Below are 16,407 nucleotides of genomic sequence, written 5' to 3'. Positions count from 1 at the left end.
CGGCCCTGTTTGCGGGGATCGGTTGCGGCGGGGCAGTCGATGAGGGGGCCGCGTGAATCAGGCAACGCGCGGATGTACTTCTTGTTCAAGCCGAGGCCCCAGGGACTGGCGGGCCTGCTCGAGCTCGAAGTGATCCTGGAGGTTCATCCAGAACTCGGGCGAGGTGCGGAAATAACGGCCCAGGCGAAGCGCCGTATCCGCCGTGATCGCGCGCTTGCCCTGCACGATCTCGTTGATTCGGCGGGGGGGCACGCTGATGTCGTGCGCCAGGCGGTACTGGCTGATGCCTGCCTCCTCGATGAATTCGGCCAGGTGCTGGCCCGGATGGATCGGGGCCTCGATATCCTGTGCTGTCATCGTTGCCTCCCTGGTGGTCGTCGGATCAGTGGTAATCCACGATCTCGACGTTGTAGGCGTGACCGTCTCGCCATTCGAAACAGATGCGCCACTGGTCGTTGATCCTGATGCTGTATTGACCCGCGCGGTCGCCTTTCAGTGCCTCCAGTCGATGCGAGGGAGGCTGGCGCAGATCCTCGAGGCGGGTGGCAGCGTGGATGCGCGCCAGACGCATTCGTGCCCGGCGCGTTACCTCGTCGGGCAGGCGGCGTGCCCTCTCGCCCCGGGCCAGCCGCGCGGCTTCCTTGCCGCGGTAGCTCTGGATCATGGATAAATGTTAACGCGCTGCGTTATTAGCGCGCAAACGGTTGTCGAACCGGACTCTCCCGGGAAATACCGGTCCCGAATACGCCCGTCACTTCGGCGCTGTTTTCTGCGGGCGAGGCACGGTGACCGCCGAGCCCTTATTGCAGGCGTTGGCGCAGGGCGTCGAGCAGGCCATCCATCGGGAGGTGTTCGGCCTCGGTGGCCGTGCGTGCCTGGTATTCGAGTTCGCCGGCGTCGAGGCCGCGCTCGCCGATGACCAGGCGGTGCGGGATTCCGATCAGCTCCATGTCGGCGAACATCACGCCGGGGCGCTGTTCGCGGTCATCCAGCAGGACCTGGAAGCCGGCGGCCTCCAGCTCGTCGTGCAGCTTCTCGGCCGCCTCGCGCACGCGCTGGGACTTCTTGGCGCCGATCGGGCACAGGGCGATGTCGAAGGGGGCGATGGCGGTGGGCCAGCAGATGCCGCGCTCGTCGGAGTTCTGCTCGATCGCGGCGGCGACCACGCGCGAGACGCCGATGCCGTAGCAGCCCATGGTCACCACCTGTTCGCGGCCGTCCTCGTCCAGTACGCGGGCGCCCAGGGCCTGGCTGTACTTGTCTCCCAGCTGGAAGATATGGCCGACCTCGATGCCGCGGCGGATCTCGATCGCCCCGGAGCCGTCCGGGGCCGGCTCGCCCTCGAGGATGTTGCGCAGGTCGGCGGTCTCCGGCTGCGGCAGGTCGCGGCCCCAGTTCACGCCGGTCAGGTGGTAGCCGTCCTCGTTGGCGCCGACCACGAAGTCCGCCATACCCAGCATGGCCTGATCGGCGAGAACCGGGATCGGGCTGTCCACCGGCCCCAGCGAGCCGGGGTCGGCGCCGAATGCGGCCCGGATCTCGGCGGCTTCGGCCATGCGCAGCGGCTCGGCGACCCAGGGGTGCTTCTCGGCCTTCACCGCGTTCAGTTCGTGGTCGCCGCGCAGCACGATGGCGACCAGGTCGGCGTCGATCGCGTCGGAGGCGGCCACCACCAGGGTCTTCACCGTCCGCTCGGTCGGGATGTCCAGGAATTTCGCGAGATCGTCGATGGTGTGCACGTCGGGCGTGGCGATCTTCTCCAGCGCCGCGCCGGGGGCCGGGGCCGGCGCGGGCACCGGGCAGGGGGCCAGTTCGACGTTGGCGGCGAACCCGGCCGGGGAGAACGCGATGGCGTCCTCGCCCGAGCTGGCCAGCACGTGGAACTCGTGCGAGGTGTTGCCGCCGATGGCGCCGGTGTCGGCCTCCACCGCGCGGAAGTCCAGACCGCAGCGTTCGAAGATGCGGGTGTAGGCCGCGTGCATCTGTTGGTAGGTGTCGCCCAGGGAGTCGGCGTCGATATGGAAGGAGTAGGCGTCCTTCATCAGGAATTCGCGGGCGCGCATCACGCCGAAGCGCGGGCGGCGCTCGTCGCGGAATTTGGTCTGGATCTGGTAGTAGTTGACCGGCAGCTGGCGGTAGCTGCGGACTTCGCGGCGTACCAGGTCGGTGATCACCTCCTCGTGCGTCGGGCCGAAGCAGAAGTCGCGGTCATGGCGATCCTTGATGCGCAGCAGTTCGGCGCCGTAGAAGTCCCAGCGCCCGGACTCCTGCCACAGCTCGGCCGGCTGCACCGCCGGCATCAGCACCTCCAGGGCGCCGGCGCGGCTCATCTCCTCGCGTACGATGTTTTCCACCCGGCGCAGCACCCGCAGGCCCAGTGGCAGCCAGGTGTACAGCCCGGAGGCCAGCCGGCGGATGTAGCCGGCGCGCAGCATCAGCTGGTGGGAGATGATCTCGGCGTCGGCCGGGGTTTCCTTCAGGGTGTTCAGCGGGAATTGCGAGACGCGCATCGGGGGCAGTCCGTGGTTGATGGCTGGAAAGGGTTCAGAACGTGGTGCCGTTGGTGCCCCAGAAGTGGCGCGGGGCGTCGGCGAATTCGATGTAGACGCGGGCCGGCTCGATGCCCAGTTCCGCCTGCAGGCTGTCGCACAGCTTGCGCGACAGCTCGCGGGTCAGGCCCTCGGGCAGGCCGATGCTCTTCAGCTCGCAGTACGCGAGCGGATCGGTGCGCCCGCCAAAGCACATGGCCGGGTTGTGGCGGCAGGCGACCATCACGTAGCCCTCGGGCTTGCCCAGCCAGTCGGCGACCGCGGCGGACAGACGCTGGCACAACGTGGCGGTGTCGTCGGGCAGGGCGGCATTGGTCTCGACTTGCAGCAGCGGCATGGCATCCTCCGGGGCGTTGCGGCGAAAGGTCGCCATGATACGGGGAGCGCGGGGTCGGTGCAGCGCTCGCGTCAGCCTAGGGAGACGCTGATTTAATCGCTCGTCCGCGCTCCAGTCGCTTTTGCGTGCGTTTAATGCGCGGTGACTGCCGTGCAGTCATTCTGCACAAGGGAACCGCAACGCCGTTCCCGCGCCCGTTTTTGATCAACAACGGGCGGCCGAGCCCCTGCTTTCAATGGCTTGTGGGGTTGGTGCCCCCTGTTCCCCGATCCTGCGTTGCGCCGCTTGCGGGTAGAACCACTACCCGCTGCACGACGCGCCTTGTCTCGGAAAACAGGGGGCACCAACGCGGACGTGCGATTCAATCAGCGTCTCCCTAGCGGGTGAAACCCTTGTCAGGGTGGCTATACTCGCTGCGAGGGAGACGAACGCGGCGGGGCAGGACGGCCGGATTGCGTTCAACATCAGGAAATAATAAATTAGAAAAATCTAATATATGGTTCCGGGCCCGGTGCGCGCCTGCGCACCCCCGACGACCTCTTCGAGCAAGGACAGACGCCTCATGACACGAAACCGGATGCGCCACACCCTGTGGGCCCTGCTGCTGTTGCCGTTTGCGGCCCAGGCGGAGTTGCCGTTCGAGACGGCCACCGCCGAACGCCAGACGATCACCCAGGAACGGATCCTGGATGGCCGCGTCGAGGCAGTGCAGCGGTCCACGATCTCGGCGCAGACCTCCGGGCGGATCCGCGAGATCTACGTGGATGTCGACGACTTCGTCGAGGCCGATGAATTGCTGGTCCGGGTCAGCGACACCGAGCAGCAGGCCCGTGTAAGCCAGGCCGAGGGCGATCTGGCCGAGGCCCGCGCCCGCTTCAATGAGGCCCGTTCGGAGTTCGAGCGCATTCGCGATGTGTTCGATCGCGGGGTGGTGTCGCGCTCCGAGTTCGATCGCGCCGAGGCCGCGCTGGAGTCGGCGCGTGCCCGCCTGCGCTCGGCCGAGGGTCGGGTCGAGGAGGCCCGTGAACAACTGGGCTACACCGAGGTGTACGCGCCCTATTCGGGGATCGTGACCGAGCGCCATGTAGAGGTCGGCGAGTCGGTCAGCCCGGGGTCGCCGCTGCTGTCCGGGATCAGCCTGGACCAGTTGCGGGTGGCGGTGGATGTGCCGCAGCGTCTGATTCACAGCGTGCGTGAGCGGCGCAGTGCCGAGGTCCTGCTGAACGGAGACCGGGTGGCGGCCGAAAGCCTGACCATCTTCCCCTACGCCGATCCCGCCAGCTCGACCTTCCGCATCCGCGTGAACCTGCCGGAGCAGCAGGATCTGGGCTTGTTCCCCGGCATGTTCGTGAAGACCGCCTTCGTCGTGGACGCGGTGGAGCGCCTGGTGGTGCCGACCGAGGCCGTGGTCTATCGCAGCGAGGTCATCGCCGTCTATGTGGTGGATGCGGACGACCGGGTGGCGTTCCGCCAGGTACGGGTCGGGCGTCAGCATGACGGCCTGATCGAGATCCACGGCGGTCTGGAGGCCGGCGAGCGCGTGGCGCTGGATCCGGTCCACGCGCAGATCTGGCTGAAGGAACATCAGCAGGTGAACCCATGAGCGATGCCACCACGGAGGGGGCGTCCGAGCGGATGGGGATCTCCGGGCGCATCGCGCAGGCCTTCCTGACCACCCAGATCACCCCGTTGCTGGCCCTGCTGGGGCTGCTGCTGGGGCTGTTCGCGATTCTGGTGACCCCGCGCGAGGAAGAGCCGCAGATCAACGTGACCATGGCCGACGTGTTCATCCCGTTCCCCGGGGCGAGCGCGCAGGAGGTGGCGCAACTGGTCGCCACGCCGGCCGAGCAGGTGCTCTCGGAGATCGAGGGCATCGATGACATCTATTCCGTCTCGCGCCCGAACATGGCGCAGATCACCATTCAGTTCGAGGTCGGCGAGGACCGCACCGCGGCGCTGGTGCGCCTGTACAACCAGGTGTTCTCCAACCAGGACTGGCTGCCGCCGGGGCTGGGGGTCGGCGAGCCGATCATCAAGCCGATGGGCATCGACGACGTGCCGATCGTCAACGTGACCCTGTGGACCGAGGACCCCGAGCGCGGCGGGCACGATCTGCTGCGCGTGGCGCACGGGATCGAGGCCGAGCTCAAGCGGGTCCCGGGTACCCGTGATATCTACACGGTCGGCGGCCCGGACCACGTGGTGCACGTGCGCTTCAAGCCGGAGACGCTCGCTGCCTACAACCTGTCGGTGGATGACCTGCGCACCAGCCTGCAGGCCTCCAACTTCTCGCGCGACGCCGGTCAGCTCTATCAGGACGATGAAGAGATCCTCGTCCAGGCTGGCGACTTCATTACCGAACCCGAGGCTTTCGCCAGTCTGGTGGTCGGCATGCACGACGGCCGTCCGATCTACCTCGAGGACGTTGCCGAGGTGGTGCAGGGCCCGGCCTATGCCACCGAGCACGTGCGCTTTGCCCATGGCGCGGCCGCCGGTGATCGAGCGCGCGCGGGCGAGAGCCACCCGGCGGTCACCGTGGCGATTGCCAAGCAACCGGGGACCAACGCCCCGGATATCGCCGACGCCCTGGTCGAGCGCCTGGATCAACTGCGCGGGACCTATATCCCCGACGGTATCGAGACGACCATTACCCGCAACTACGGCGTAACCGCGGACGACAAGGCGAACACCCTGATCCAGAAGCTGATCCTCGCGACCGCGTCGGTGGTGATCCTGGTCTGGATCGCACTGGGCTGGCGCGAGGCCTTCATCGTCGGTGTGGCCGTGGTGATCACGCTCGCGATCACCCTGTTCGCCTCCTGGGCCTATGGCTTCACCCTCAACCGCGTGTCGCTGTTCGCGCTGATCTTCTCCATCGGGATCCTGGTGGACGATGCCATCGTAGTGGTGGAGAACATCCACCGGCACATGGCCAAGGGCGGCAGGAAATTCCTCGAGGCCATCCCGCTCGCGGTGGACGAGGTCGGCGGACCGACCATCCTCGCGACCTTCACCGTGATCGCGGCCCTGCTGCCGATGGCCTTCGTGACCGGGCTGATGGGGCCCTACATGAGCCCGATCCCGATCAACGCCTCGATGGGGATGATCATCTCGCTGGCGGTGGCCTACGTGGTCACGCCCTGGCTGACGTACAAGGTGCTGCGACGCCAGGCCGAGCAGCACGCGCATGCCGCACCGGCCGGCGGCGGGCACGGCGCGGAAGGCGAGAGCGCCTCCGCCGGGCTGATGAAGATCTTCAACCGCCTGCTGCTGCCGTTTCTCGGGACCTCCGGGCGCAAGAAGACCAACCGCCTGGTGCTGTGGGTCGGGACCCTGGTGCTGATCCTGGGCTCGGTGTCACTGGCCTACTTCCAGCTGGTGGTCATGAAGATGCTGCCGTTCGACGACAAGTCGGAGTTCCAGGTGGTGCTGGATATGCCGGAGGGCACCAGCCTGGAGCGTACCTCCCGCGTGCTGGCGGAGATGGGCGACTATCTGAAGACCGTGCCCGAGGTGCACAACGTGCAGACCTACGCGGGTACCGCGGCGCCGATCAACTTTAACGGCCTGGTGCGGCAGTACTACCTGCGTGAGGGCTCGCACGTCGGCGACATCCAGGTGAATCTGGTGGATGCCTCCGAGCGCTCGCGCCAGAGCCATGCGGTGGCGCTCGGTGTGCGCGAGGCAATCAACGAGATCGCCGATCGTCACGGTGCCGCGGTGAAGGTGGTCGAGGTGCCGCCGGGGCCGCCGGTGATGTCGCCGATCGTGGCCGAGATCTACGGGCCGGACTACGACGGTCAGATCGAGATCGCCCGCCAGGTGCGCGAGCGCTTCGAGAACACCGACGGCATTACCGATATCGACGACTCGGTGGAATATCCGGGGCAGAAGAAGATCCTGCAGGTGGACCGCGAGCGGGCCGCGCGCCTGGGCGTGTCGCAGCAGGCGGTGGTGCAGGCGATCGAGACCGCGCTGTCCGGCGAGGACGTGACCTACCTCTACGGCTCCAACGTGAAGTACGCGGTGCCCGTGCGGCTCGAGTTCGAGCAGGCCGAGAAGGGCAGCCTGGACCCGGTGCTGGGGCTCAAGGTGCGCTCGCGCGACGGCACCCTGGTGCCGCTGTCCGAGGTGGTCAATGTGGTGGACTCGACCCTGGAGCATTCGATCCATCACAAGAACCTGCTGCCGGTGGTCTACGTAATGGGCGACCTGGCCGGTGGGCTGGACAGCCCCCTGTACGGCATGTTCGACATGTTCTTCGGCCTGCGCGATCAGCCGATGGCCTATGGCGAGCCGCTGGAGCAGCTGTTCATCAGCCAGCCGGACAACCCGTACAACTTCTCCCTGAAGTGGGACGGCGAGTGGCAGGTGACCTACGAGACCTTCCGCGACATGGGTATTGCCTACTCGGTGGGGCTGATCCTGATCTACCTGCTGGTGGTCGCGCAGTTCCGCTCGTACATGGTGCCGCTGATCATCATGGCGCCGATCCCGCTGACCGTGATCGGGGTGATGCCGGGGCATGCCTTCATGGATGCCTTCTTCATGGACGCCAAGTTCACCGCGACCTCGATGATCGGGATGATCGCGCTGGCCGGGATTATCGTGCGCAACTCGATCCTGCTCGTGGACTTCATCAACGAGGAGATCCGCCGTGGCGTGGAGGTGATCGAGGCAGTGGTGCACGCGGGTGCGGTGCGCGCCAAGCCGATCATCCTGACCGGGCTGGCGGCGATGGTCGGCGCCGGGTTTATTCTGGATGACCCGATCTTCTCCGGCCTGGCGATCTCGCTGATCTTCGGCGTGTTTGTCTCCACGCTGCTGACGCTGGTGATCATCCCGGTGCTGTACTACCTGTACGTGCGCAACCGGGTCGAGCTGATCCGCGCCCAGGCGGCGTAACGCCACGACCCTGTCCTAGGGAAACACTGATCAAGGTACACACTCGCGTTGGTACCCCAGGTTTTTCGAGACAAGGCGCGTCGCGCAGCGGGTAGTGGTCCTACCCGCAAGCGACGCAACGCTGGATCGGGGAACCTGGGGCACCAACCCCACGGGGCTCGGCCGCTTTTGCGCGCGCACGGCGTTGCGGCTCCCTTGTGCAGAATGAATGCACGGCAGTCACCGCGCCTTGTTCGCACGCAAAAGCGACTCGAGCGCGAGCGTGTACATTGATCAGTGTTTCCCTAGCGAAGCCCTGCAAGGGGTCGTGGCACGAGCGCCGTGCCGGGCACCGTCATTGCGAGGAGCCGAAGGCGACGCGGCAACCTCCTGAAGCTGGCAGAGTGCCAGTGTCAGCGATCCGGTGGTTCCGGGCGGGGATTGCTTCGTCGCTGCGCTCCTCGCAATGACGTTGTGGGGGGCGGGCGCTGCCTCGCTCCAACACGTGGGGCCTGGCAATGACAGGATCCCGTTCCGGTGTTTTCGCCGTGTGCCGGCATGCGGCTACAATCGGTGCCACTTAACCGAACCGGAGACGCTCGATGGATGTCGAGATGGGAGAAGAGGGCCTGAACGTCCTCGGAATCAGCCGCGAACAGTGCGCCACCCTGGTCGAGACGCTGAAGGCCAGCGAGGACCAGCGCTTCATGGATGACCCCGAACTGCGCAAGCTGTTCAAGCTGCTGGCCGTGCTGCAGAGCGATCTGTGGGACGACATGACCGCCGGGCAGTTCGACTTCGCCCCCTACAAGAAGCAATAGCCCTGCCCGGTGCCGTCCCTGGCACCCGTACCGGAGTGCTCCATGCCCGACAATGATTCCCGCCGGCCGTCCAATTTCGTGATCGGCAACATCTTCCTTGGCGCCGCCGCCATCATGCTGTTCTTCTTCGTGACGCTCTGGGAGATCCTCGGGGTGTTTGCACTGCTGATGTGGATGGGCCTGGCGGCGATTGGGGTCTACTTCATCGTCAAGGACAAGGACATCAATCCGGGCGGCCCGCCGAACTGATTCGGTGCATCCGTCACGTACGCCTCTCGTGACACCAGCCCCGGCATCGCCGGGGCTGGCACGCCTGCGGGGCGAATTCCTCGAGTCACTGGGGCAGCGGGTCGCGGATCTGGAGGCCCTGTCCGGTCAGCTCGACGGCACGTTTGCGGATGGCGAACGCCTGATCACCCTGTACCGCGAGGCCCAGGCGCTGGCGCAGTCGGGGCAGGTCTTCGATGTCGGCTTGATCCGCGGCGCGGCGGAATCCCTGCGGGCCGCCGTGGCCGGCGTACGCCGGGCCCCGCCCGGACCGGATCGTGACCTGATTGTCGCGGGGGTGCGCCGCCTGGCCACGGCCGTGGAGGCCTATCGGCAGCGGGCGCCGCCGGCGGCGCAGGCGCGCATGCAGCCTGTGGGGGGGCGTCCGGCGGAGTCACGAGTCCGCCTGATCGACGACGGCGGCGCGGTCGGCGAGGCGGTGGCCCGCATGCTGGCCGACCAGGGTTTTCGTGTAACCCGGGGCGAGGTTGCCGTGGCCGACGACGAGCCGCTTTCCGCAGTGGTGCTGTGTGCCGACGTGGTCGCGGCGGACGGGGGCGGCTTGCCGGGGCTGGCGTCTGCGCTGGCCAGCGGGCTTCCGGTGCTGGCCGTCGCTCAGGCCTGGAGTCCCGGCGCCCGCCTCGAATGCGTGCGCCAGGGGGTGACGCGCTGCCTCGATCACCCCCTGGTAACCGACACCCTGGTCGAGCAGCTGATGCAGATCGGCGGCGTAATCGTGGAGTCGGATTATCGCGTGCTGCTGGTCGCCGGGGAGGCGGACAGCGAACTCGCTCATCATCTGGCCGCTTCCGGGCTGGAGGTATCGACGGTGTCCGACCCGGAGGATGCGCGCCTCCGGCTGGGCGAGATCGGCGCCGATGTGGTGGTCCTCGATCTGCAGGGGCTGGACGAACCGGCGGAATCGTTTGTCGCGCTGCTGCGTACTCGGGACAACGGGGGGGCGGTTCCGCTGCTGTTCCTGACCGAGGACCCCGGACGGATCAACGCCCTGATGACGGTGCACCCCGGTGTGGCGGGGGTGTTTCTGAAGCCCGTGGAGCCAGCCCGTATCCAGGCCGCGATTGCCGCGCGGGCGCGCCAGATGCGCCAGATCGACGGGGTCAGCCAGTCCTATCGCGATGCCCTGTACGAGCGCGAACGCGAGCATGTGGCCGTCAACGAACATGCCCTGGTCAGTATCGCGGACGTGGCCGGCAACATCGTCTACGCCAACGAGCGCTTTTCCCGGGTCAGCGGCTATGCGGTGTCCGAGCTGATGGGCCGCAATCACCGCATCCTGAAGTCCGGCCAGCATCCACCGGAATTCTATGCCGAGCTCTGGTCCACCATCGCGTCCGGGCGCGTCTGGCAGGGCGAAATGTGCAATCGTGCGCGCGACGGCTCGCTGTACTGGGTGGAGACCACCATCGTCCCGTATCTCGGGAGCAACGGGCGCCCCTACCAGTACGTGTCGATCCGCACCGAGATCACCCACGTGAAGCATCAGGAGCACCGCCTGCGCTCCAGCCAGATCTTCGCCAACATGGGGACCTGGGAATGGGCGCCGAACCGCGAGGCGCTGGGCTGGTCGGAGCGCATCCCGCCGCTTCTGGGCTATCCCGAGGGCGGGCTGGAACCCACGGTCGCCAATTTCGTGCAGGCGGTGCACCCCGACGATCGCATCCGGGTGCGCAATGCGATCGCCAGCAGTCTGCGTCGCGGGTCCTATCTTGAACTGGAGCATCGCGTCATCTGGCCCGACGGCTCGGAGCACTGGCTGCTCGAGCGCGGCGACGTGGTCCGGGATCAGGACGGCGAGGTTCTGTACATGCTGGGTGTGATGCAGGACATCACCAAGCGCAAGACCTCGGAACTGGCATTGTCCCAGCTGTCTACCCGGCTGCTGGAATCGCAGCGCCTGGCGCGCATCGGCAACTGGGAGATGGACCCGCAAAGCGGGGCGATCACATGGTCGCGGGTCATCCACGAGATCTTCGAGGCGGATGCGGGGGATGCGTCCTTCGGGCGCGACGCATACCTGGCGCTGGTGCACCCGGAGGATCGCGAGCCGGTGACGGCCTTTCTGCAGGGCCTGAATGCGGCCGGACACCACGAACTCGGTCACCGGGTGCAATTCCGGGACGGGCGGACCCGCTTTGTCCACGTCATCGCCAGTGTCAGCCTGGATGCAGAGGGCCGACCCGCGCACATCGCCGGGAGCCTGCAGGACATCACCGAACTGCACGAGGCCCAGGAACATCTGGCCCTGTTCCAGCGCATCTTCGAGTCCTCCGGGCAGGGCATCGCGGTAGTGGACCGTGCGGGCCGCTTCGTCTACGTGAATGCCGCCGCGCGCGAGATGGTGGGCTACGAGTCGAGCGAGATGCTGGGCCGGAGCTTCCGCGAGATGGATATCATCCCCGAGGACTCCGAAGAGGAGGCGCGGGAGATCGACCGGGTGCTTTCCGAAGGCGGTTCCTGGGCCGGAAAGCTACCCCACCGCTGCGCCAATGGGGCGGTGTTTATCACCGTCAGCAACATCGGGGTCGTCCTCGACGATCGCGGCGAACCGCAATACGGCTTCAATATCTTCAGCGACTTCACCGACGAGCTGCGTCGTCGCGCCGAGCTGCACCGTGCGCGCGAGGCGGCCGAGGCGGCCAACCGGGCCAAGTCGGATTTTCTGTCCAACATGAGCCACGAGCTGCGCACGCCGATGAACGCGGTTCTCGGGTTTGCCCAGCTGCTGGAGCGCGATCCGGCTCTGGATGAACACCAGCGCGGCCATCTCGATGAAATCATGCGCGCCGGGCGCCATCTGCTGGACCTGATCAACGAGATCCTGGACCTGGCGCGGATCGAGGCGGGGCGCATGCAGGTGGAGCCGGAACCAGTCGCCGTGGACCCGCTACTGGATGAATGCCTGTCCCTGCTGGAGCCCCTGGCGCGCGAGCATCGCGTGGTGCTCGCAGCGGAGCCCCTGCCGACGCTGATGGTGCAGGCCGACCCCCGGCGTTTGAGGCAGGTACTCCTGAACCTGTTGTCCAACGCGGTCAAGTACAACCGGCCGGGCGGGCGCGTGCGCGTGACCTGCGAACACGAGGGCTCCGGCGTGCGGATCGCGGTGCAAGACGACGGGCCGGGGCTGACGCCGGAGCAGTGCCAGCGGCTGTTCCAGCCCTTCGAGCGCCTGGTGGCCGAGGAGCAGGGAATCGAGGGGAGCGGGGTGGGCCTTGCGGTGACCCGCAACCTGGTGGAGCTGATGGACGGCGAGATCGGCGTCGACAGCATACCGGGTACGGGCAGCACCTTCTGGTTCCGTCTGCCCGCGGCGCAGGAGCACCTCCCGCCCGCGGCCGCAGCCTCGGACGTTGCGATCCGGGAGGGTTGCCGGGTGCTCTGCATCGAGGATCATGCCGCCAATCAGCGTCTGCTGCGCGAGATGCTGAGGCAGCAGGGGGTGAGCGACTGCCGGGTGGCGGACTCCGCCGTGGCGGGCCTGGACATGGCCCTGCGGGACCCGCCGGGGCTTGTCCTGCTCGATCTGAATCTGCCGGTGATGGACGGCTTTCAGGTGCTGCGCGCGCTGCGCGCCGAGGCGGCGCTGGCGGCGATCCCGGTGATCGCGGTGACGGCCGATGCCACCGAGGCCACGCGCGAGCGGGTGGCGGCGGCCGGCTTTGATGCTCTGCTCACCAAGCCGATCGGGGCGAGCGATCTGCTGGGCGCGCTGCAGCGCTGTGCCGCGGGTCGCGCGAGCGGCTGAGCCGCCGCGCGCGTCGGCGATTCTCAAAGAAAGAGGAATGCGACGATCGCGATCGCCGCGGCCACGGCGACGGCGTCCGCGGTCAGCGCGGCCGCCAGAGTGTGGCGCACGCGCTTGATGCCGATTGCGCCGAAGTACACCGCGAGCACGTAGAAGGTGGTCTCGGTCGAGCCCTGCAGGGTGGAGACCAGGATGCCGACGTGGGTGTCCGGCCCGGTGGCCGGGTCCTGCATGATGCCGGCCATGATGCCATAGGCGCCGGAGCCGGACAGCGGGCGCAGCAGGGCCATCGGCAGGGCCTCGGCCGGCAGGCCAAAGGGCGTGGTCAGCGGCCCGACCAGCCCGACGAACATGCCTAAAGCACCGCTCTCGCGCAGCATCCCCACCGCGACCAGGATCGCCACCAGGTAGGGGATGATGCGCAGGGCCACGTTGAAGCCCTCCTTGGCCCCCTCGACGAAGACCTCGTAGACCGGCACGCCGCGGATCACCCCGTAGGACAGGAAGCCGACTACCAGCCCCGGGATGATCCAGGGGGCGATCGCCTGGCCGTAGAGGATGGTCAGCGGGATGATCGCGAGCACCCCGGCCAGTACCGTCAGCGAGACCCAGGCCGGGTAGCCCTCGGTGGGCACCTCGATGTTCATCGGTTGCTGCTCCGGGGCGGGTTCTTCGGTCGCGCCCGCTTCGGCGTCGGACGGGGCGCTGCGGGACTCGGTCGCGCGAACCGTGTCGTCCAGGTCCGTGGCGCCGTCGCGATCGGCGGCGTCCGGGTCGATCGATCGGGTCGGCGCCGGGCTGCGGAAATAGCGCTGCAGGATCAGGGCGCTGGTGATGCCGGCGATGGTCGCGAACAGCGTGGCGAACAGCGTGGTCGGCAGGATCGCCGCCGGGGCCTCGGAGCCAAGGCTGGCGCGCAGCGCGATGACCCCGGTGGGCAGCAATGTAATGCTGGAGGTGTTGATCGCCAGGAACAGGGCCATCGCATTGGTGGCGGTGCCCGGGTGCGGGTTCAGCTTCTCCAGCTCCTGCATCGCGCGGATGCCGAACGGGGTCGCGGCATTGCCCAACCCCAGGATGTTGGCGGAGAAGTTCAGGATCATCGCGCCCATCGCCGGGTGCTCCGGCGGGACCGACGGGAACAGGCGGGTCATCAGCGGCCGCAGCAGGCGGGCCAGCACGGTAAGCAAGCCGCCGGCCTCGGCGATCTTCATCAGGCCGAGGAACAGTGCCATCACCCCGACCAGGCCCAGCGCCAGTTCCACCGCGGAGCCGGCCGCGTCGATTGCGCCCTCGGACAGCGCCTGCATCGGCTGCTCGTCCGGGTCGGTGGAGCGGATCTCGCGGATCGCGGCCGTTGCCACGGCGATCACGATCAGGGCGAGAAAGATCAGGTTCATGCGGCGCAGTTTGCCACGGTCAGCGGTTCTCTCCGCGTGATACACCGCGCAGCACAGCATCCAGCGCCCGCGCCGGGAGCAGCCACTTGAGGAAGGCGAACAACCGGGTGGGGAAGGTCACGTGATAGCGCACCCGTGGCCGGCGGGCCTCCAGGGCGTGCACCACACAGCGCGCGACCGCCTCGGGCCCCAGTGTGAACGGCGCATCGGACTCGGCGTCCGCCATGCGGGCCTCGGCGGCACGGTAGGTCTCCTGCCAAGGGCTGTGCTCGCGCTGGATGTGGTAGCGGAAGGCCTTCAGGGCGTTGGCGCGGAATTCGCTGCGGATCGGGCCCGGCTCGATCAGCGAGACATGGATACCCGTGCCGTGCAGTTCCTGGCGCAGGGTGTCGCTCATGCCCTCGATCGCGAACTTGGAGGTCACGTAGGCGCCGCGCAGGCGCAGGGCGACCAGCCCAAGGACCGAGCTGTTCTGGATGATGCGGCCCTCGCCGGCGCGGCGCATGGCGGGCAGCACGGCATTCGTCAGCTCCAGCCAGCCAAGCACGTTGGTCTCCAGTTGTGCGCGCAGGGTGGCGCGATTGAGGTCCTCCACCGCGCCGGGCTGACCATAGGCGCCGTTGTTGAACAGGCCGTAGAGGTGGCCGTCGGTGCGGTGCAGAATCTCGGTGACTGCGCTGTGGATGCTGGCGGAGTCATCCAGGTCCAGCTGCAATGCCTCGAAGCCGTCCTTCTTCAGCCGCGCGACATCCTCGCTGCGCCGGGCGGTGGCGAAGACCCGGTAGCCGCGTTCGCGCAGCATGCCCGCGGTGCAGGCACCGATGCCGCTGGAGCAGCCGGTGATCAGGACCGCGCGCTGGGAGGGTTCGCTCATGGCGGCCGGATCAGTAGGTGAGGGTGGCGACGCCGTCCTCAACGACCTCGCCGATGAAGGCGCCGCCGCCGCGCATCCCGTCCAGTTCCGGGACCGCGTTGTCCAGGGTCAGTCCGTTTTCGTCCATTGCACCGGCGCAGGCGTAGAAGGCGCAGCCGGCCTCGTGGGCGTCCTGCATGAAGCTGTAGACGGATTTCTCCTTCGCCTCGCCGGGGTAGATCTGGTCCGCCACGCCCGCGCGCAGCAGGCGCGTGGTGCCGGCGGCGAAGTAGATCTCGACCTCGAGATCCATCGCGGCGGCGACGGTGGCCTGGAAGAACGGGGCGCCCAGGGTGCCGGGGCGGTCGAGGTCCAGATTGAGCAGCATGATCACGATCTTTTCGGCCATGGCAGGTCCTTGCGGGCAGTACATTCGGGTATGGGGCGAATCATCCGCGCTGCGGCCGCGCGGCGCAAACACCGCCTGTCGGTGCGGAAGGCCTTTTATTCCCGGCGAACGGCCGCATAATACGCCTCAACCCGTGTTTTCGCGGATGTGTTCCGAGGATTCCAGCCATGCCCATCTATGAATACCAGTGCAAGGATTGCGGCGAGATCTCCGAGATCCTGCAGAAGATCTCCGACCCGCCCGCCACCACCTGCCCCGAGTGCGGTGCCGAGGCCCTGACCAAGCAGGTCTCCGCCGCCGGTTTCCGCCTGGCCGGGGGCGGCTGGTACGAGACCGATTTCAAGAAGGACGGCAAGCGCAACCTGAAGGATTCGGGCGGTGGCGCCGGCAAGTCCGATACCTCCACGAGCAAGGCCGCGGCCAGCACCTGACCCATGCTGGTCTCCCTGCGCCGCTACCTGATTGCAGGGCTGCTGGTCTGGCTGCCACTGATCGTCACCGGCTTCATTATCAAGCTGCTGGTCGACCTGCTGGACTTCACCATCCTCCTCCTGCCGCCGGGCTGGCGGCCGGAGGCGCTGCTGGGCTTTTCCATCCCGGGCGTGGGGATCGTGGTCGCGATCGTCGTGGTGTTCGTCACCGGGGTGATCGTGGCCAACATCGTCGGGCGCAAGCTGGTCGCGCTGGGCGAGTCCATCGTGCACCGCATCCCGCTGGTTAACTCGATCTACGGGGCGGTGAAGAAGGTGACCGAGACGGTACTGGCGGATGGCGGCCAGGCCTTCCGCAAGGTGATGCTGATCGAATACCCGCGCCGCGGCCTGTGGTCGGTCGGGTTCATGACCGGCGTCGGCACCGGCGAGGTGCAGGAGCGCACCGAGCACGAGGTAATCACCGTATTCGTCCCGACGACCCCCAACCCGACCTCGGGCTTCGTGCTGATGGTCCCGCGCGAAGAGGCGATTGAACTCGACATGACGGTGGAGGACGGCCTCAAGTTCGTGATGTCCATGGGGGTCGTCACGCCCCTGAAAGGACCTGAAGAGGCCCCGGCTCCGGTTGCGCAAGGGCAGGGCAAATCGTAAGATTTCCGGCCTTTTCGCGGGTGCGGACGTCGCGTG

14 protein-coding genes are annotated in these 16,407 nt (G+C 67.3%); 7 read left to right on the top strand and 7 right to left on the bottom strand.

Annotated elements, in window-relative coordinates; translation table 11 throughout:
- Positions 1-57: 57 nt before the first annotated feature.
- The 4 genes from D107_RS0109535 to D107_RS0109520 form a co-directional block, all read right to left on the bottom strand.
- A complete protein-coding gene (locus tag D107_RS0109535; protein WP_018867453.1) occupies positions 58-357 on the bottom strand; it encodes a HigA family addiction module antitoxin in 300 nt (99 codons plus the stop codon).
- Between the two features lie 25 nt (positions 358-382).
- Positions 383-664, bottom strand: coding sequence for a type II toxin-antitoxin system RelE/ParE family toxin (locus D107_RS0109530; protein WP_018867452.1), 282 nt, complete (start codon positions 662-664; stop codon positions 383-385).
- 136 nt (positions 665-800) lie between these two features.
- Entirely contained in the window at positions 801-2,510 is a 1,710-nt protein-coding gene (locus D107_RS0109525) for a proline--tRNA ligase (RefSeq protein ID WP_018881334.1), read from the bottom strand.
- Positions 2,511-2,544: 34 nt separating this feature from the next.
- Positions 2,545-2,886, bottom strand: a complete 342-nt coding sequence (locus D107_RS0109520; RefSeq protein ID WP_026279294.1) for a phenylpyruvate tautomerase MIF-related protein — start codon at positions 2,884-2,886, stop codon at positions 2,545-2,547.
- Positions 2,887-3,463: 577 nt separating this feature from the next.
- Here D107_RS0109520 and D107_RS0109515 point away from each other — a divergent pair.
- From D107_RS0109515 to D107_RS0109495, 5 genes are all read left to right on the top strand, one after another.
- Positions 3,464-4,489, top strand: coding sequence for an efflux RND transporter periplasmic adaptor subunit (locus D107_RS0109515; protein ID WP_018867449.1), 1,026 nt, complete (start codon positions 3,464-3,466; stop codon positions 4,487-4,489).
- Positions 4,486-7,791, top strand: a complete 3,306-nt coding sequence (locus D107_RS0109510; protein ID WP_018875877.1) for an efflux RND transporter permease subunit — start codon at positions 4,486-4,488, stop codon at positions 7,789-7,791. The genes D107_RS0109515 and D107_RS0109510 overlap by 4 nt, the downstream gene beginning before the upstream one ends.
- Positions 7,792-8,372: 581 nt before the next feature.
- On the top strand, positions 8,373-8,591 hold the full coding sequence (locus D107_RS0109505) for a hypothetical protein (RefSeq protein WP_018867447.1): 219 nt from the start codon (positions 8,373-8,375) through the stop codon (positions 8,589-8,591).
- 42 nt (positions 8,592-8,633) lie between these two features.
- Positions 8,634-8,840, top strand: coding sequence for a hypothetical protein (locus D107_RS0109500; RefSeq protein ID WP_017941374.1), 207 nt, complete (start codon positions 8,634-8,636; stop codon positions 8,838-8,840).
- A 28-nt stretch (positions 8,841-8,868) separates the two neighbouring features.
- On the top strand, positions 8,869-12,624 hold the full coding sequence (locus D107_RS0109495; protein ID WP_018881333.1) for a PAS domain-containing protein: 3,756 nt from the start codon (positions 8,869-8,871) through the stop codon (positions 12,622-12,624).
- Between the two features lie 23 nt (positions 12,625-12,647).
- Here the strand turns inward: D107_RS0109495 and D107_RS0109490 are convergent, their stop codons facing one another.
- The 3 genes from D107_RS0109490 to D107_RS0109480 are packed head-to-tail and all read right to left on the bottom strand — an operon-like array spanning position 12,648 to position 15,286.
- Positions 12,648-14,024, bottom strand: coding sequence for a nucleoside recognition domain-containing protein (locus D107_RS0109490; RefSeq protein WP_018881332.1), 1,377 nt, complete (start codon positions 14,022-14,024; stop codon positions 12,648-12,650).
- 19 nt (positions 14,025-14,043) lie between these two features.
- Complete coding sequence (locus D107_RS0109485) at positions 14,044-14,898, bottom strand: SDR family oxidoreductase (RefSeq protein WP_018867444.1); 855 nt, start codon at positions 14,896-14,898, stop codon at positions 14,044-14,046.
- Between the two features lie 10 nt (positions 14,899-14,908).
- Complete coding sequence (locus D107_RS0109480) at positions 14,909-15,286, bottom strand: DsrE family protein (protein ID WP_018867443.1); 378 nt, start codon at positions 15,284-15,286, stop codon at positions 14,909-14,911.
- 167 nt (positions 15,287-15,453) lie between these two features.
- On the opposite strand from D107_RS0109480, the gene D107_RS0109475 reads away from it, so the two are divergent.
- Both D107_RS0109475 and D107_RS0109470 read left to right on the top strand, forming a co-directional pair.
- Positions 15,454-15,717, top strand: a complete 264-nt coding sequence (locus tag D107_RS0109475; RefSeq protein ID WP_018867442.1) for an FmdB family zinc ribbon protein — start codon at positions 15,454-15,456, stop codon at positions 15,715-15,717.
- Between the two features lie 3 nt (positions 15,718-15,720).
- Positions 15,721-16,371: a DUF502 domain-containing protein gene (locus D107_RS0109470; protein ID WP_018867441.1), complete on the top strand. Its 651-nt coding sequence runs from the start codon at positions 15,721-15,723 to the stop codon at positions 16,369-16,371.
- Positions 16,372-16,407: the final 36 nt, after the last annotated feature.

Origin of the sequence: Thioalkalivibrio sp. ALE30, from assembly GCF_000377465.1 — a bacterium.
GTDB lineage: Bacteria > Pseudomonadota > Gammaproteobacteria > Ectothiorhodospirales > Ectothiorhodospiraceae > Thioalkalivibrio.
This window is presented reverse-complemented; position numbering and strand designations above follow the sequence as displayed.